This is a genomic window from Streptomyces sp. NPDC043427, from assembly GCF_056436655.1.
Map to the genome: position 1 here is coordinate 23173 of NZ_JBWKCC010000012.1, position 16712 is coordinate 39884.

The window sequence follows — 16712 nt, forward strand, 5'->3', positions numbered from 1 at the left end:
ACACTGCCCTCACGACCTGGCCAGATGGGTACGGCCAGAGGCGACGGGGAAGCCCCGAACCATCACTCCGGTGGAGCGGGGGCCCCGCACGCTGGCGCCGTACCCGGCGTCCCAGATCGCACCATCACCTGCAGCCCGAACGGCCCAGGACACCGCAAGCACGGAAGCCGACCATCACACGATCGAGCTACTGCGACCTTGCGCAGCAGTTGGCAACCCCTCGTGGGCCGCGGGGATGTGGGCCGGTGCTCAGCCGGCCGACGGCAGGCCGAGCAGGACGTCCGTGTACTTGAGGACGGCGAGGAACAGGCCGATGACGCCGAGCGAGACGCCCGCCCAGGCGACCGACTTGATCCACGGGGCCTGCGGGCGGCCCGGGGCGCCGAACGCGGGCCGGGCCAGGACGACGACGCCGACGACCAGCGCGACCAGCGCGAACACGCCGCCCCACAGCGCCGTGGCCTGCCAGGCGTCGCCGTAGCCCTCCTTGATCATCTTGGCCACGCTGGAGGACTGCGAGTTCTGCAGCTGGCCGATGAGGGACTCCCGCGCGGAGGCCACCGTGCCGACCCAGCTGCCGGTCAGCGACACGATGCCGAGCCCGGCGGAGACGACGGCGCCGGCGCCCTGGCCGACCCCGGTGGGGCCCTCGTCCTCAGCCTCGTCCTCCGCTGCCGCGAGGTCGGCCGCCTCGATCTCGTCCGTCTCGGTCACCCCGGTCGCCTCGGTGGCGTCGGTGGTCTTGTCGTTGGTGACGACCGCCGTCTCGTCGTCGTGCTTCGCCTCGGCCGTGCCGGCCTCGTCAGTCTTGGTTCCCATGCCTCGCACCGTACGGACGCTCTCTGAGAGGTCTCTTAATGATCGTTGTGTGCGGCACGCGCGCGTGCCTCGCGCCACTCGGGGGCGAGCACCGACCAGATCTCGGTGTTCTGCCGTACGCCTCGGTACGGGTAGTCCTCGCGGAGCACCCCGTCGCGGCTCATGCCGAGCCGTCGCGCCACGCTGATGCTGGCCGTGTTCGCGGACGACGCGTGCCACTCCACACGGTGCATGGCGCGTTCGTCAAACGCCCAGTCGATGAGCACCCGCGCGCCGCGCGTGACGAGGCCCCGTCCGGTCGCGGCGGGCTCCAGCCAGCAGCCGATCTCGCAGCTGCCGGTGGCCGCGTCGAAGACCCGGAAGAGCAGACCGCCCACCAGCTTCCCCTCCAGCCACAGCCCGTGCAGGGAGCCGGTGTCGGCGGCGCGCTTGTCGGCGTAGTTCTGCAGGACGGCGCGCGCGGAGGCGACGTCCGTGGCGTTGGCCCCGAAGGGAATGTGCTGGGTGATGAACTCGCGTCCCCGGTCGAGATGGCCGAGGAACTCCTCGGCGTGCCAGGGCTCCAGGGGGCGCAGCTCGACTCCGTCACCCAGGGATATCGCGTACATCCTGTCGCCGCTCCTTCTCCATGACTTCCACGACGTCCGTGAGCCTCTCATGGGCGGCACGGCTCTCGGGCGGTTCGATGCTGATGCGCGGCATACGGCGGTCGAGCCACCGGGGCAGCCACCAGTTGGCGCCGCCGAGCATGTGCATGAGGGCAGGGACGAGGAGGGTGCGCAGGACGAAGGCGTCCAGGGCGACGGCCGAGGCGAGCGCGATGCCGAACATGGCGATCACGCGGTCGCCGCTGAGGACGAAGGCGAGGAACACCGAGATCATGATGACGGCGGCGGAGTTGATCACGCGGCTGGTCTCGGCGAGGCCGACCCGCACCGCGCGCCGGTTGTCGCCGGTCTCCAGCCACTCCTCGTACATCCGGCTGACCAGGAAGACTTGGTAGTCCATGGAGAGGCCGAAGAGGACCGACACCATGATCACGGGGAGGAAGGGTTCTATGGGGCCCGCGCGGCCGAGTCCGAGGAGTTCGCTGCCCCAGCCCCACTGGAAGACCGCGACGACGATGCCGAAGGCGGCGGCGACGGCGGCGATGTTCATCGCGGCGGCCTTCAGCGGGATGCCGACGGAGCGGAACGCGAGCAGGAGCAGCACGCAGCCGAGTCCCACGACGACCCCGACGAACAGCGGCAGCTTGCCGACGATGACCTCGGCGAAGTCGTCGTAGGAGGCCGTCACACCCCCGACGTGCACGTCGAGCGAGGTGCCCGTTTCGGCGCGCGGCAGCACCTCGGTGCGCAGTCGGTCCACGAGGTCGCTGGTCTTCTGGGACTGCGGCGCGGACTCCGGGACGATCGTGAAGTACGCGGTGTCGCCGCCGGTGTTGTACGTCACCGGTGTCACCGAGGCGACGCCCTCCGTGGTGCGGATCGTTGCGTCGAGGTTGTCGAGGGCGAGCTTGTCCTCGGCGCCGTCGACATGGGTGACGAGGGTGAGGGGGCCGTTGACGCCGGGCCCGAAGCCTTCGGCGAGGAGGTCGTAGGCCTGGCGCGTGGTCGATGCCTGCGGGTTGTTGCCCTGGTCGGAGGTGCCCAGGCGCAGGGAGAACGTGGGCAGGGCGAGCACGGCGATGACGAGGACGGCGACCGCCCCGAGCACCTTGGGGTGGCGCTCGACGAACGCCGACCAGCGGGCGGCGAACCCGGTCGGCAGCTCAGGCTCGGGCCCGTGCTCCTGCAGTCGGCGCCGCTCGCGGCGGCTGAGGGCGCGCATGCCGATGAAGGACAGCAGCGCGGGCAGCAGGGTCACGGAGGCGGCGACGGTCAGCACCACGGTCAGGGACGCGGCTATCGCGACGCCGTTGAGGAAGTTCAGTCGCAGGGTCAGCATGCCCAGGAGGGCTACGCACACCGTCGCACCCGCGAAGACGACCGCGCGGCCCGTGGTGGCGACGGCGTTGGTGACGGCCTCGGCGACCGGCAGCCCCCGTTTCAGTCCGCGTCTGTGCCGGGTCACGATGAACAGCGCGTAGTCGATGCCCACGCCGAGCCCGATGAGCATGCCGAGCATGGGCGCGAAGTCGGCGACGGTCATGGCGTGGCCGAGCAGCACGATCCCGGCGTACGCGGTGCCGACGCTCACCAGGGCGGTCGCGATGGGCAGCAGCGAGGCGGCGAGCGATCCGAAGGCGAGGAACAGCACGACCGCGGCGACGGCCACGCCGACGACCTCGGCGAGGTGCCCGCCTGACGACTCGGTGAGCCCGATCGCGGTGCCGCCCAGCTCCACCTGGAGCCCGTCCGTCTCGGCGGCCTCGGCGGCCGTGACCACGGCCTGCGCCTCGGACCGGTCGATGTCCTGCGCCGGGTCGTCGAAGGTGAGCGTGGCGTACGCGGTGTGGCCGTCCTCGCTGATCTGCCGGGCGCCCTGGTCGTCGTAGGGGCTGGTCACCGCGGCCACACCGGGCAGGTCGGCGATCTTCTCCAGGGTGTTGGTCATCGTCTGTTCGACGTCGGCGGCGCGGACCGTGCCGGACGTGGTGTGCCAGACGACGGTGTCGCTGTCGCCGCCGAGTCCCTGGAAGCCGTCCTCCAGCAGCTGGGTGGCGCGGCCCGACGCGGTGCCGGGGACGTCGTAGTCGTTGGAGTACGCGGAGCCCGTGGCGGTGGCGGCCGCGGCCACCCCGCCGATGGCGAGGAGCCACAGCACAACGGCGACGAGGCGGCGTTCGACACACCAGCGTGCAAGGGCTGCCACGGATCGTGCTCCCGGAGTCAAATTGTGGATCTTTGGCCGGGAATCGTCGTCCATGAACTGAACAGCCCGCAAAGAACGCATGAGCAATGCAAAGCCACTCTTACAGGCGGAAGTGATCATTTGCCGCGTTCGTGGGCTTATTCACAAGAGTGGGAGACAGATCACAGGACAGTAACGTTCACTCTGCCGCCCCTGCCGTATCAGTCGAACTGGTCCCCCAGCGCCATCACCATCACCCCGAGGATCAGCAGCCACAGGGCCCGCCGGGTACGCCCCCGGGAACCGAGGACGGAGGCGAGCGCACACACGGCGGCACCGACGGCGTAGGCGACCGGGACGAGCGCCGGGGCGGAGCCGGTGAGGCGAAGGGCCGACGCGGCCAGCCCGGCGAGAGCCAGCAGTGCCCCGGTCCCGGCCGCCGTCCAGCGGGCGCGCCGCGCGTCCTCCGCCGGATCCTCGAGGTCCGGATCCTCCGCAGCCGCCCCGTCGGGTATCTCGGAATCACCGCTTCCACTCATGGCGGGCGAGCGTAGTGCCTCCGGCCGGGAAACCGGATGCGGGGCGGCGCGGCGCACTGCTACGTTCCCGCCGTCCGTCGTCTCCGGCTCATCGCCGCCGACCGAAGCAGGTGCATTGTGTGAAGGTCCGACCGAGCTCCTACGCATCTCTTTCCCCTACGAAGGACTCAAGGAGCCCGTTCACCGATGTCCGACACCACGACCGACATCACATCGACGACCTCGAACGACGACCTCACTAGCCGACTGACCCACCCCCGCTACCCGCGCAGCAGCCACTACGACGCCCGCTGGACCGTCGAGAACCAGATGGGCCCCAACGCGCTGTGGCTGCTGGAGTGGCTGGCCCCCGCCCTCGGCCTGGAAGAGCTGCGCCCCGGCGCGCGCGTGCTCGACCTGGGCTGCGGCCGCGCGATGACGTCCGTGTTCCTCGCCAGGGAGTACGACGTCCAGGTCGTCGCCGCCGACCTGTGGGTGAAGCCCGACGAGAACGCCCCGCGCATCGCCGAGGCGGGCGTCGCGGACCGTGTCCTGCCCGTGTTCGCCGAGGCGCACGACCTGCCGTTCGGTGAGGGCACTTTCGACGCGATCGTCTCCGTCGACGCGTACCAGTACTTCGGCACCAACGATCTCTACCTGCCCACCCTGACCCGGCTGCTGAAGCCCGGCGGGCGGATCGGTGTCGTCGTACCGGCGCTGCGGGAGGAGCCGGAGGGCGTCGAGCCGCCGGAGCACCTGAAGGCGTACTGGAAGAAGGATCCCGGCTTCTGGGCGTTCCACTCCCCCGTCTGGTGGCGGCGCCTGTGGGCCCGCAGCGGGGTCGTGGAGGTCGAGGCGGCCGACTGGCTGGACGACGGCTGGCGCGACTGGCTGCTGTGGAGCGAGGTGTGCGCCGAGGAGAGCCCCAGTGAGTTCATGGCGGAGATGGCCCGCTGGTCGGTGGAGCTGATGCACGCCGACGTGGACCATGTCCTGGGCTTCGCACGGATCGTCGGTCGCCGCCTGTAAGTGAGACACCTGGGGGATGCATCGGTGCCGATGCATCCCCCAGGGCTTACCCCCGAAGGCTCAGCCCTCGCTGACGCCCAATTTCTCCAGGATCAGTTCCTTGACGCGGGCCGCGTCCGCCTGGCCGCGCGTGGCCTTCATGACCGCGCCGACCAGGGCGCCGGCCGCGGCCACCTTGCCGCCGCGGATCTTGTCCGCGACGCCCGGGTTGCCTGCGATGGCCTCCTCGACGGCGGCGGTGAGCGCGCCCTCGTCGGAGACGACCTTCAGACCGCGCTTGTCGACGACCTCGTCCGGGGTGCCCTCGCCCGCGAGGACGCCCTCGATGACCTGGCGCGCCAGCTTGTCGTTCAGGTCGCCGGAGGCGACCAGCTTGCTCACCCGCGCGACCTGCTCCGGCGTGATCGCCAGCTCGTCGAGCGCCTTGCCCGACTCGTTGGCGCTGCGGGCCAGCTCGCCCATCCACCACTTGCGGGCGGAGGCCGCGTCGGCACCGGCCTCGATCGTGGCGACGATCAGGTCCAGTGCACCGGCGTTGGTGATCGACTGCATGTCGACGGCGCTGATGCCCCACTCTTCGAGCAACCGGTTGCGGCGGGCCAGCGGCAGCTCCGGCAGCGCGGAACGGATCTCCTCGACCCACTCGCGGGACGGGGCGACCGGGACGAGGTCGGGCTCCGGGAAGTACCGGTAGTCCTCGGCCTCCTCCTTCACCCGGCCCGAGGTCGTCGACCCGGTGTCCTCGTGGAAGTGGCGGGTCTCCTGGACGATCAGGCCACCGCTCTGGAGCACGGCGGCGTGCCGCTGGATCTCGAAGCGGGCCGCGCGCTCCACGGACCGCAGCGAGTTCACGTTCTTCGTCTCGGAACGCGTGCCGAACTTCTCTGTGCCGTTCGGGCGCAGCGACAGGTTCACGTCGCAGCGCATCTGGCCCATTTCCATACGGGCCTCGGAGACGCCGAGCGCCCGGATGACCTCGCGCAGCTCACGGACGTAAGCCCGCGCGACCTCGGGGGCACGCTCGCCCGCACCCTCGATCGGCTTGGTGACGATCTCGATGAGCGGGATGCCGGCGCGGTTGTAGTCCAGCAGGGAGTGGGACGCGCCGTGGATACGGCCGGTGGCGCCGCCGACGTGGGTCGACTTGCCGGTGTCCTCCTCCATGTGGGCGCGCTCGATCTCCACACGGAACGTCTCGCCGTCCTCCAGCTGTACGTCGAGGTAGCCGTTGAAGGCGATCGGCTCGTCGTACTGGGAGGTCTGGAAGTTCTTCGGCATGTCCGGATAGAAGTAGTTCTTCCGGGCGAAGCGGCACCACTCGGCGATCTCGCAGTTCAGCGCGAGACCGATCTTGATCGCGGACTCGACGCCGGTCGCGTTGACGACCGGGAGCGCGCCGGGCAGGCCGAGGCAGACCGGGCAGGTCTGCGTGTTGGCGTCCTGGCCGAGGGCGGTCGAACAGCCGCAGAACATCTTGGTCTTGGTGCCGAGTTCGACATGGACCTCGAGGCCCATGACGGGGTCGTACGACGCGAGTGCGTCCTCGTACGACACCAGGTCGGTCGTGATGGTCACGGTGTAACTTCCCTCTCAGCCCAACAGGACGTCGTCGTCGCCCAGCTGCTTCAGCTCGCGGTAGAGAATGGCCAGGTTGGTGACGACCGCGGCTCCGGTCACGACGGCGTCGAGCAGCCGCAGCGTGTCGTTGTCTCCGCGGGCCTTCTTGATCTGCTTGTAGACCCCGACGGCGCCGAACGCCGACGTGGCCATCGAGATGTACAGACCGGACTTGGACTTCTTGAAGCCCTTGGCCTTGGACAGTGCGCTCACAGCGACGGAGCCTCCTCGATCAGCGGGTGGCCCCACTTTTCCACGAAGGCGGCCTCCACGGCTGCACCCACCTTGTACAGGCGGTCGTCCTTCATGACGGGGGCGATGATCTGCAGGCCGACCGGGAGGTTGTCCTCCGGGGCGAGACCGCACGGCAGGGACATGGCCGCGTTGCCCGCCAGGTTGGTCGGGATGGTGCACAGGTCGGCGAGGTACATCGCCATCGGGTCGTCGGCACGCTCGCCGATCGGGAAGGCGGTGGTCGGGGTCGTCGGGGAGACGATCACGTCGACCTGCTCGAACGCCTTGTCGAAGTCCTGCTTGATGAGCGTACGGACCTTCTGGGCGCTGCCGTAGTAGGCGTCGTAGTAGCCGCTCGACAGGGCGTACGTGCCGAGCATGATGCGGCGCTTGACCTCGGGGCCGAAGCCGGCCTCGCGGGTGAGGGAGGTGACCTCCTCGGCCGAGTGGTTGCCGTCGTCGCCGGTCCGCAGGCCGTAGCGCAGGCCGTCGAAGCGGGCGAGGTTGGACGAGCACTCGGACGGCGCGATCAGGTAGTACGCCGAGAGGGCCAGGTCGAAGGACGGGCAGTCCAGCTCCACGATCTCGGCGCCGAGCTCCTTGAGCAGGGCGACGGACTCGTCGAAGCGCTGGATGACACCGGCCTGGTAGCCCTCGCCGCGGAACTGCTTGACCACGCCGACGCGCATGCCCTCGACGCTGCCGTTGCGGGCGGCTTCGACGACCGGCGGGACCGGGGCGTCGATGGAGGTGGAGTCGAGCGGGTCGTGGCCGGCGATCACCTCGTGGAGGAGGGCCGCGTCCAGGACCGTACGGGCGCAGGGGCCGCCCTGGTCGAGGCTGCTGCTGAAGGCCACCATGCCGAAGCGGGAGACGGCCCCGTACGTCGGCTTCACACCCACCGTGCCGGTGACGGAGGCCGGCTGGCGGATGGAGCCGCCGGTGTCGGTGCCGATGGCGAGAGGGGCCTGGTAGGAGGCGAGCGCGGCGGAGGAACCGCCACCCGAGCCGCCGGGGATCTTGGTGAGGTCCCACGGGTTGCCGGTCGGGCCGTAGGCGCTGTTCTCGGTGGAGGACCCCATGGCGAACTCGTCCATGTTGGTCTTGCCGAGGATGACGACGTCGGCGGCCTTCAGCCTCTTGGTGAGGGTGGCGTCGTACGGCGGGATCCAGCCCTCGAGGATCTTCGAACCGACGGTCGTCGGGACGCCCTCGGTGGTGAAGATGTCCTTGAGCGCGAGGGGGACGCCGGCCAGCGGGCCGAGCTTCTCGCCGCGTTCGCGCTTGGCGTCGACGGCGCGGGCCTGCGCGAGGGCACCCTCACGGTCGACGTACAGGAAGGCGTGCACCTTCTCGTCGACGGCCTCGATCCGGGCGAGGTGGGCCTCGGTGACCTCGACCGCGGTGAGCTCGCCGGAGGCGATCTTCGCGGCGGTCTCGGCGGCGGTGAGCTTGATGATGTCCGTCATGACGATTTAGTCCTCCCCCAGGATCTGCGGCACCTTGAAACGCTGCTGCTCCTGGGCGGGGGCGCCGGAGAGCGCCTGCTCGGGGGTGAGCGAGGGACGGACCTCGTCCGCGCGCATGACGTTCGTCAGCGGGAGCGGGTGCGAGGTCGGCGGTACGTCTTGGTCGGCGACCTCGCTGACGCGGGCGACCGCGCCGATGATGTCGTCCAGCTGTCCCGCGAAGTGGTCGAGCTCTTCGGGCTTCAGCTCCAGACGCGCCAGCCGGGCGAGGTGGGCGACCTCCTCGCGCGTGATGCCAGGCATGCAGCGATCCTCTGGGGTGAGTGTGTGTGGTTTGGGCCTTGGGCCTGTCGTCACATTCCCGTCGTCCGCCCGAAGGGCGGACCGCGCGTCGAGCGTTGCGTGCCAGGCGTCGCGCGGCAGGCGGGAATGTGGCGACAGGCCCAATCCTAGGGTGCGGCGCACCCTGCACGTGAAACGGTTCGCCGCTGGGGCCTCTTGTCAGCGGCGCTCGTCCCAGATCCTGCTGTGCAGGAAGTGGTTGTCGTAGCGCTCCTGCACCTCCAGGAGGCTCTCCGGGGTGGCCTCGCCGAGGCGGATGCGCTGGAGGTGGCGGAAGTACTCGAAGCGTTCGACGCCGGGGGTGATGACGATGAGGAGGTCGGCGGTGCTGCCCGGGGCGGCGGCGAAGGCGTGCGGCTTGTCGGGCGGGACGATCACGAGGTCGCCGCGCCCGGCGGTCAGGACATCGTCGCCGGAGAGGATCTCGGCCTCGCCGTCGAGCAGGTAGAACATCTCGGCCGAGTTGCGGTGCAGGTGCGGGCGTGCGCCGTCGGCGCCGTCGGCGAGCGAGACGCGGACGGTGGACAGCGCGCCGCCGGACGCGCTGCTGTCGGCGAGCAGCCTGACGGCGACGGGATCGCCGCCGGCCACCTCCGCCTCGGCGTCGCGGACGACCACGGAGTCGTCGAACCTCGGTACGAACAGTGACATGGTGGAGCTCCTCGCGGCTTCCGGTGTACGTGCGGGGGTCCGGGTCAGCCCACCCGCCCCGGGTCGTCCGCCGCCGCTGCCGGGAGGGCGGCCGCGGGACGCTGCCAGCCGCGTGAGCCGCGGGCCCGCAGCCAGGCCGTGGTCTCCTCGGGCGGCATCGCGGCCGCGACCAGCCAGCCCTGCACGGCGTCGCAGCCGAGGTCGCGCAGCCGCTCCCAGGTCTCGTCGTCCTCGACGCCCTCGGCGACGACGAGCAGGCCGAGCGAGTGGGCGAGGTCGACCGTGCAGCGCACGATCTCGGCGTCCTCGGTGTCGACGGCGAGCCGGGCCACGAACGAGCGGTCGATCTTGAGCTCGCTGACGGGGAGCCGTTTGAGGTGCACGAGCGAGGAGTAGCCGGTACCGAAGTCGTCCAGGGACATCTTCACGCCGTGCCCGGTCAGCCCCTGGAGGGTGTCGGCGGCCCGCTGCGGGTCCTCGAGGAGGACGTGCTCCGTTATCTCGAGTTGGAGCGCTCCCGCGGGGACCCCGTGACGGGCGAGACGGGCGGCGACGGAGCCCGCGAAGCCGGGCGTGTGAACGTCGCGTGGGGAGACGTTGACGGCGACCGGCACATACAGGCCCTGGGCCCGCCAGGCGGCGACCTGACCGAGCGCGGTCTCCAGCACGTACTCCGTCAGGTGGGGCATCAGCCCCGAGGACTCGGCGATGGCTATGAACTCGTCCGGCGGCACCTTGCCGCGTTCGGGGTGCACCCAGCGGACCAGGGCCTCCAGGCCGGCCACCTGTCCGTCGAAGCGGACCTTCGGCTGGTAGTGCAGCTGCACCTCGTGGGCGTCGAGGGCGCGACGCAGATCGCCCAGCAGGCCCAGCCGGTCGGGGGTGTTGGAGTCCCGCTTGGACTCGTAGACCTCCACGCCCGTACGGTCGCGTTTCGCCTGGTACATCGCGACGTCCGCGCGGCGCAGCAGGCCCTCGGCGTCGAGGGCGTGGTCGGGGAAGACGGCGACGCCCGCGCTGGCCTCCAGCACGAGCGTGAGACCGTCGAGGTCGAGGGGGGAGCTGAGGTCCGTGACCAGGTTGCGGGCGACACGGGTCGCGGAGGTGGTGGAGTCCGCGACGGGCAGTAAGACCGCGAACTCGTCGCCCCCGAGCCGCGCCGCCTCCGCCCCGCGCGGGAGGGCGAGACGCAGCCGGTCGGCTATCTGGAGCAGCAGCCGGTCACCGGCGAGATGACCGAGGGTGTCGTTGACCGAGCGGAAGCGGTCGAGGTCGATCAGCATCAGGGCGGCGCGGGCGCCGATGCGCTCGGCGTCGTCGAGGGCGGTCCAGGTGCGCTCCAGGAGCCACTGACGGTTGGGCAGCCCGGTCAGCGGGTCCCTCAGTTGCTCCTCGGCGCGGGCCCGGGCTATCCACAGGGTGGAGTCGAGCGCGATGAGCGGGATGGCGAACAGCGGCAGCAGGATCGGCTTGGCGACGGCCACCACGCACACCAGCGGCGCGATGCCGAGCAGCGCGACCGCGACCAGGCCCTGTCTGACCAGGGCGGTGCGGGCGACCGTGGGCAGACCGGCGCGCGGGGCGTGCAGATACCAGAGCAGGACGCGGGTGACCGCGAGGTAGATGGCCGCGACCAGCGCCAGTTGGGGGCCGGTGTACAGCGTCCAGCTGTCCGGGTTCCAGGGTTTCTCGACGGACGGTACGGGCCCGAAGGCGCTGAGGACGAGGGCGCCGGCGCCGATGCCGAGGATGTCCACCGCGCCGTGCAGGACGCCCTGGCGCCAGCGGTTGCGCCGGGCTGTGCCGACCAGCACGACGACGGTGAGGCTGACCATGCCGGCGGGCACCCAGCCGTACAGCAGCAGGACGGCGAGGGTGAGGGCGGCGCCGGAGCCGGTGCCGCCCCACCAGCGGGCGCGGCCCAGCATGACCAGGTGGCCGACGATGATGCCGGTGAGCACGGCCAGCGACCAGCCGACGGTGCCGGACGGGAAGAGGGCCTGGCTGCCGGTGAAGCCGCGGTAGAAGCCTGCGCCGAGGACGAACCCGGCCGCCGCGACGACCGCCGCGGGCAGCGCGGGCCAGGACAGGTGCCGCTCGTGCTCCGCGTCGGGCAGTCCGGGGGCGGCGGTCAGTCGGGCGTGGCCGGGCCCGTCCGCGGGGGTGTACTGTCCGGCGACGCGCCCCTCCGCGCCGGGGCGCTCCGCGGACCGCATCAGCCACCGGCTCCCCCGCCAGGCGCCGGTGAACCTGCGCCTGCGCAGCCGTGAGCCCGGGGCGGCGCTCTCGGTCGGTTCCATTCCCGTCCCTCTCACAGCCGGCGGTGCCCGCGCCACGCGGCCCGGTGCCCGACATCCGTCAACGGCGCCGCGTCGGAAAACCCTTCCCGTGCCCCTCACGAACACGGAGATGCCCCGACCGCAGCTGGGCACGGCAGGCGCACATCTCAACAGTAGGCCGCAGAAGGCTTCCACGGGCAGCGGTCGTCGACGGTTGCCCGAATGCACCCCGGCCACCCGTATGCATCTGGTATGCGCCGATCGGGTGGCCTTCAACCGCCACTTGTCGCTACTCCTGCGCCGGGAGGGCCACTTCGGCCGCCGCCTTTGCTCCCTGTTCCAGCAGGACGTCGAAGCCGTCCTCGTTCAGGACAGGCACCTTGAGCTGCATCGCCTTGTCGTACTTGGAGCCCGGGTTGTCGCCCACGACGACGAAGGACGTCTTCTTCGAAACCGAGCCGGTCACCTTGGCTCCGCGGCTCTGCAGGGCCTCCTTCGCGCCGTCGCGGGTGAAGCGTTCGAGGGTGCCGGTGACCACGACGGTGAGGCCTTCGAGGGGGCGCGGGCCCTCGTCCTCGCCGGACCCTTCCTCCTCCATGCGGACGCCGGCCGCCTTCCACTTGCGGAGGATCTCCTGGTGCCACTCCTCGGCGAACCACTCCTTCAGGGAGGCGGCGATGATCGATCCGACGCCGTCGGTGCTCGCCAACTCCTCCTCGGTGGCCTGCTCGATGCGCTCGATCGAGCGGAATTCACGGGCCAGCGCCTCGGCGGCGACCGGGCCGACGTGACGGATCGACAGCCCGGTCAGGACGCGGGCGAGCGGGCGTTCCTTGGCGGCGGCGATGTTCTCCAGCATGGCGAGCGCGTTCTTCCTGGGCTCGCCCTGCTGGTTGGCGAAGATCGTGACGATCTTCTCCTCGCCGGTCTTCGGATCGCGCTTGGGCAGGCCGCTGTCCTGGTCGAGGACGTACGCCTTGATGGGCAGCAACTGCTCGATGGTGAGGTCGAACAGGTCGCCCTCGTCGACCAGCGGCGGCTGCTCGGGCTCCAGCGGTTTGGTCAGGGCGGCCGCGGCGACATAGCCGAAGTGCTCGATGTCCAGCGCCTTGCGGCCGGCGAGGTAGAACAGGCGCTCGCGCAACTGGGCGGGACAGGTGCGGGCGTTGGGGCAGCGGAGGTCGACGTCGCCCTCCTTCATCGGCCGCAGTGGCGTGCCGCACTCCGGGCACTCGGCCGGCATCACGAACTCGCGCTCGCTTCCGTCGCGCAGGTCGACGACCGGGCCGAGGATCTCCGGGATGACGTCACCGGCCTTGCGCAGCACGACCGTGTCGCCGATGAGGACGCCCTTGAGCTTGACCACGTCCTGGTTGTGCAGCGTCGCGAACTCGACCTCCGAGCCCGCGACGGTGACCGGCTCGACCTGCGCGTACGGCGTCACCCGGCCCGTACGGCCCACGCCCACACGGATGTTGATGAGCTTGGTGTTGACCTCCTCCGGCGCGTACTTGTACGCGATCGCCCAGCGCGGGGCGCGGGCGGTGGAGCCGAGACGGCCCTGGAGCCGGATCTCGTCGAGCTTGACGACGACACCGTCGATCTCGTGCTCCACGGAGTGGCGGTTCTCGCCGTAGTGCGCGATGAACTCCCGTACGCCGTCGAGGTCGTCGACGACCTTGTTGTGCCGGGAGGTCGGCAGGCCCCAGGTCTTGAGGAGGTCGTAGGCCTCGGAGAGGCGGGTCAGGCCCTCGAAGCCCTCCAGGGCGCCGATGCCGTGGACGACCATGTGGAGGGGGCGCGTGGCGGTGACGCGCGGGTCCTTCTGTCGGAGGGAACCGGCGGCGGCGTTGCGCGGGTTGGCGAAGGGCTTGTCGCCGGCCTCGACCAGGCGGGCGTTGAGCTCCTCGAACTTCTCCATCGGGAAGTAGACCTCACCGCGGATCTCGACGAGGTCCGGGACGCGGTCGCCCTTCAGACGGTCGGGGATCTCGGCGATGGTCCGGACGTTGGGGGTGATGTCCTCGCCGGTGCGGCCGTCGCCGCGGGTGGCCGCGCGGGTGAGTCGGCCGTGTTCGTAGGTGAGGTTGACGGCGAGACCGTCGACCTTCAGCTCGCACAGGAGGTGGTACGCGGAGGTGCCGATCTCCTTGGCGACCCGCTCGGCCCAGGCCGCGAGCTCAACATCATCGAACGCGTTGTCGAGCGAGAGCATGCGCTCTCGGTGCTGGACGGCGGTGAACTCCGTCGCGTACGCCCCCGCGACCTTCTGGGTCGGCGAATCGGGCGTGCGCAGCTCGGGATGCTCCTCCTCCAGCGCCTCCAGGGAGCGCAGGAGTTTGTCGAACTCCGCGTCGCTGATGACGGGAGCGTCCTTCACGTAGTACCGGAAGCGGTGCTCCTCGATCTGCTCAGCGAGCTGCGCGTGCTTGTCGCGTGCCTCGGCGGGCACCGTCGTCTCCGCTTGCTTGTCGCCGGCCACCGTGTTGTCCTCCCGTTACTCTGGGTTGTCCGCGAGGGACCTCGCCGCCCGGACGCAGTGGGCGAGCGCCCTGCGCGCGTACTCGGGGGAGGCTCCCGCGAGTCCGCACGTCGGAGTGAGGGTGACCGCCTCCGTGAGAAGTCCCGGTTGCAGCCCCAGCCTGCGCCACAGCGTCCTGACACCCATGACGCTACCGGCAGGGTCTGACAATGGGCCGTCCGTGGTGGGCACGACACCGGCGAAGAGGCGGGTACCCGCTTCGACGGCCTCCCCGATCGCGTCGTCGTCACGCTCGGTGAGGAGCGAGAAGTCGAAGGAGATCGCCGCGGCGCCCGCCCTCCGCAGCAGGGCGAAGGGGACGTCCGGTGCGCACGAGTGGACCACGGCGGGGCCGGTGTCGTGAACCCCGATGACGTCGCGGAGCGTGGCCTCGACGAGCTGGCGGTCGACGGCGCGGTGGGTGCGGTAGCCGCTGGCGGTCTTCACGTGTCCGGTCAGGACGGAGATGAGGGAGGGCTCGTCGAGCTGGAGGACGATGTGGGCGCCGGGGATGCGGCGCCGCACCTCGGCGAGGTGGAGGCGCAGCCCCTCGGTGAGGGAGGCGGCGAGGTCGCGGCAGGCGCCGAGGTCGGAGAGGGCGGCCTCGCCGTTCTTCAGCTCCAGGTTCGCGGCGAGGGTCCAGGGCCCCACGGCCTGTACCTTCAGCGGGCCCTCGTAGTCCTGTGTGAACTCCTCCAGCGCGTCGAGGTCCTCGCCGAGCCAGGAACGCGCCCGCTTGGTGTCCCGGCCGGGACGGTCACCGATGCGCCATCCGCTGGGCTCCACGCGCGCGTACAGCTCGACGAGCATCCCCGCGGTGCGGCCGATCATGTCGGCGCCGGGGCCTCTGGCAGGGAGCTCGGGGAGGAAGGGGAAGTCCTCGAAGCTTCCGGTGGCCGTCCTGGCGGCTTCCCTGGCATCGGTGCCGGGGAGGGAGCCGATGCCGGTGGCGGGGGCGAAGCGAAAGTTGTCGTTCACGGGTGAAGCCTACGTAGGTCGTGAGCGGGTGAGGGTGTTGGTGCGGGCCCGGCCAGGGGGCTGCGCCCCCCTGGCTGCGCCCCCCTGGACCCCCGATCGGCCTGAACGGCCTCGTCCTCGAACGCCGGACGGGCTGAGTGCCCTGAACCGGCACTGCGAAGCGAACGCGGGACCGGCCAGGCGTGATCAGCGGCCGGGGCGGACCGTCACGTCATTGATCTCCGCGTCCCTCGGGAGGTCCAGCGCCGTGAGGATCGTCGTGGCGACGGACTCGGGGTCGATCCACTGTGCGGGGTCGTACTCCTTGCCCTCCTGCTGGTGGACCTTCGCCTGCATGGGGCTGGCGGTGCGGCCGGGGTAGACGGAGGTGACGCGGACGCCGTTGGGGTGTTCCTCGTGGCGGAGGGAGTCGGCGAGGGCCTTCAGGCCGTGCTTGGAGGCCGCGTAGGCGGACCAGCCGGCGCTGGCGCTCAGGCCCGCGCCGGAGTTGACGAAGACCACGTGGCCCCGGGCGGCGCGGAGTTGGGGCAGGAAGTGGCGGGTCAGCTCGGCCGGCGCGATGAGGTTGACGTTGAGCTGGTGGCGCCAGGTCTTGGGGGTCAGGTCGCCGACGGGGCCGAGGTCGACGACTCCGGCGATGTGCAGCAGGGAGTCCACGCGGTCGGGGAGCGTCTGGTGCGAGAACGCCCAGGACAGCTTGTCGGGGTCCGCCAGGTCGCCCACGAGCGTCTTCGAGCCGGGGAACTCCGCCGCCAGCTCCTTGGCGCGGCCCGCGTCGCGCGCGTGCAGCACGAGGTCGTCCCCGCGCGCGTGCAGACGGCGGGCGACTGCCGCGCCGATGCCGGAACCCGCTCCGGTGATCACATGAGTAGCCATGCCCGCCATGCTCGCATCACCGCGCGCCTACTCGATGCCGTGGCTCTCCTCCAGGTAGGCCAGCGCGCCCACCGGCTCCTGCGCGAAGAACAGCAGGTCGGTGAGGGGGCGGGGCAGGAATCCCTCGTCCTCCATGCGCCGGAACTGCTCCTTGAGTCCGTCGTAGAAGCCCGCGGTGTTCAGCAGCACGACCGGCTTGTCGGTGTGGCCGTGCTTCTTCAGTTCCAGGATCTCGGTGGCCTCGTCCAACGTGCCGGTCCCACCGACCATGATCACGACCGCGTCCGACTTCTCCAGGAGCAGCCTTTTGCGCTCGGCGAGGTCGCGCGCGACGACCATCTCGTCCACCCCGGCCCGCACCTTGGCCGAGAGGAAGTCCACCGACACCCCGCACAGCCGGCCGCCCGCCTCCTCCACGCCGTCCGCGACCACCTTCATCAGGCCCACGTCGGAACCACCCCAGACGAGCGTGTGACCGCCCTTGCCGAGCAGTTCCGCGAACTCGCGCGCGGGGCGGGTGTAACGGTCGTCGAGGTCGGCGGCGGACAGGAAGACACAGATACGCATGCCGCCACCGTACGCGTCC

General features: G+C 70.8%; 15 protein-coding genes. 1 reads left to right on the top strand and 14 read right to left on the bottom strand.

All coding sequences use genetic code 11. The features are described 5' to 3' along the window. Positions 1 to 249 precede the first annotated feature (249 nt). The 4 genes from AC067M_RS20560 to AC067M_RS20575 all read right to left on the bottom strand — a co-directional run bounded on the left by AC067M_RS20560 (position 250) and on the right by AC067M_RS20575 (position 4151). Entirely contained in the window at positions 250 to 819 is a 570-nt protein-coding gene (locus AC067M_RS20560) for a hypothetical protein (protein WP_478698437.1), read from the bottom strand. Positions 820 to 854: 35 nt separating this feature from the next. Beyond that, complete coding sequence (locus tag AC067M_RS20565; protein ID WP_478698438.1) at positions 855 to 1427, bottom strand: GNAT family N-acetyltransferase; 573 nt, start codon at positions 1425 to 1427, stop codon at positions 855 to 857. Continuing rightward, positions 1405 to 3633 carry an MMPL family transporter gene (locus AC067M_RS20570; RefSeq protein ID WP_478698439.1) on the bottom strand — a complete coding sequence of 743 codons (2229 nt, stop codon included), beginning with the start codon at positions 3631 to 3633 and terminating at the stop codon, positions 1405 to 1407. Before AC067M_RS20570 ends, AC067M_RS20565 begins: the two co-directional genes overlap by 23 nt. A gap of 200 nt (positions 3634 to 3833) precedes the next feature. Continuing rightward, positions 3834 to 4151 (bottom strand): hypothetical protein, encoded by a 318-nt coding sequence (locus AC067M_RS20575; RefSeq protein ID WP_478698440.1) that lies wholly within the window; start codon positions 4149 to 4151, stop codon positions 3834 to 3836. 186 nt (positions 4152 to 4337) lie between these two features. Here AC067M_RS20575 and AC067M_RS20580 point away from each other — a divergent pair, with 186 nt between their 5' ends. Then, complete coding sequence (locus tag AC067M_RS20580) at positions 4338 to 5159, top strand: SAM-dependent methyltransferase (protein ID WP_478698441.1); 822 nt, start codon at positions 4338 to 4340, stop codon at positions 5157 to 5159. Between the two features lie 60 nt (positions 5160 to 5219). Here AC067M_RS20580 and gatB read toward each other — a convergent pair whose 3' ends face one another. The 10 genes from gatB to AC067M_RS20630 form a co-directional block, all read right to left on the bottom strand. Further along, entirely contained in the window at positions 5220 to 6734 is a 1515-nt protein-coding gene (gene gatB, locus AC067M_RS20585) for an Asp-tRNA(Asn)/Glu-tRNA(Gln) amidotransferase subunit GatB (RefSeq protein ID WP_478698442.1), read from the bottom strand. Positions 6735 to 6749: 15 nt separating this feature from the next. After that, positions 6750 to 6989: a hypothetical protein gene (locus AC067M_RS20590; RefSeq protein WP_030851407.1), complete on the bottom strand. Its 240-nt coding sequence runs from the start codon at positions 6987 to 6989 to the stop codon at positions 6750 to 6752. Then, positions 6986 to 8479 carry an Asp-tRNA(Asn)/Glu-tRNA(Gln) amidotransferase subunit GatA gene (gene gatA / locus AC067M_RS20595; RefSeq protein ID WP_478698443.1) on the bottom strand — a complete coding sequence of 498 codons (1494 nt, stop codon included), beginning with the start codon at positions 8477 to 8479 and terminating at the stop codon, positions 6986 to 6988. The genes AC067M_RS20590 and gatA overlap by 4 nt, the downstream gene beginning before the upstream one ends. A gap of 6 nt (positions 8480 to 8485) precedes the next feature. Further along, the gene (gatC, locus tag AC067M_RS20600; protein ID WP_018531282.1) at positions 8486 to 8782 is read right to left on the bottom strand and encodes an Asp-tRNA(Asn)/Glu-tRNA(Gln) amidotransferase subunit GatC; all 297 of its coding nucleotides are present in this window, start codon (positions 8780 to 8782) and stop codon (positions 8486 to 8488) included. Between the two features lie 198 nt (positions 8783 to 8980). Then, positions 8981 to 9472 (bottom strand): cupin domain-containing protein, encoded by a 492-nt coding sequence (locus AC067M_RS20605; RefSeq protein WP_478698444.1) that lies wholly within the window; start codon positions 9470 to 9472, stop codon positions 8981 to 8983. Between the two features lie 44 nt (positions 9473 to 9516). Further along, entirely contained in the window at positions 9517 to 11772 is a 2256-nt protein-coding gene (locus AC067M_RS20610) for a putative bifunctional diguanylate cyclase/phosphodiesterase (protein WP_478698445.1), read from the bottom strand. 268 nt (positions 11773 to 12040) lie between these two features. Further along, positions 12041 to 14233, bottom strand: coding sequence for an NAD-dependent DNA ligase LigA (gene ligA / locus AC067M_RS20615; protein WP_478698446.1), 2193 nt, complete (start codon positions 14231 to 14233; stop codon positions 12041 to 12043). Positions 14234 to 14248: 15 nt separating this feature from the next. Further along, entirely contained in the window at positions 14249 to 15250 is a 1002-nt protein-coding gene (locus AC067M_RS20620; protein WP_478698447.1) for a methionine synthase, read from the bottom strand. A 186-nt stretch (positions 15251 to 15436) separates the two neighbouring features. Then, positions 15437 to 16135, bottom strand: coding sequence for an SDR family oxidoreductase (locus AC067M_RS20625; RefSeq protein ID WP_478698448.1), 699 nt, complete (start codon positions 16133 to 16135; stop codon positions 15437 to 15439). An 18-nt stretch (positions 16136 to 16153) separates the two neighbouring features. Next, positions 16154 to 16693, bottom strand: coding sequence for an LOG family protein (locus tag AC067M_RS20630; RefSeq protein WP_478698449.1), 540 nt, complete (start codon positions 16691 to 16693; stop codon positions 16154 to 16156). Positions 16694 to 16712 lie beyond the last annotated feature (19 nt).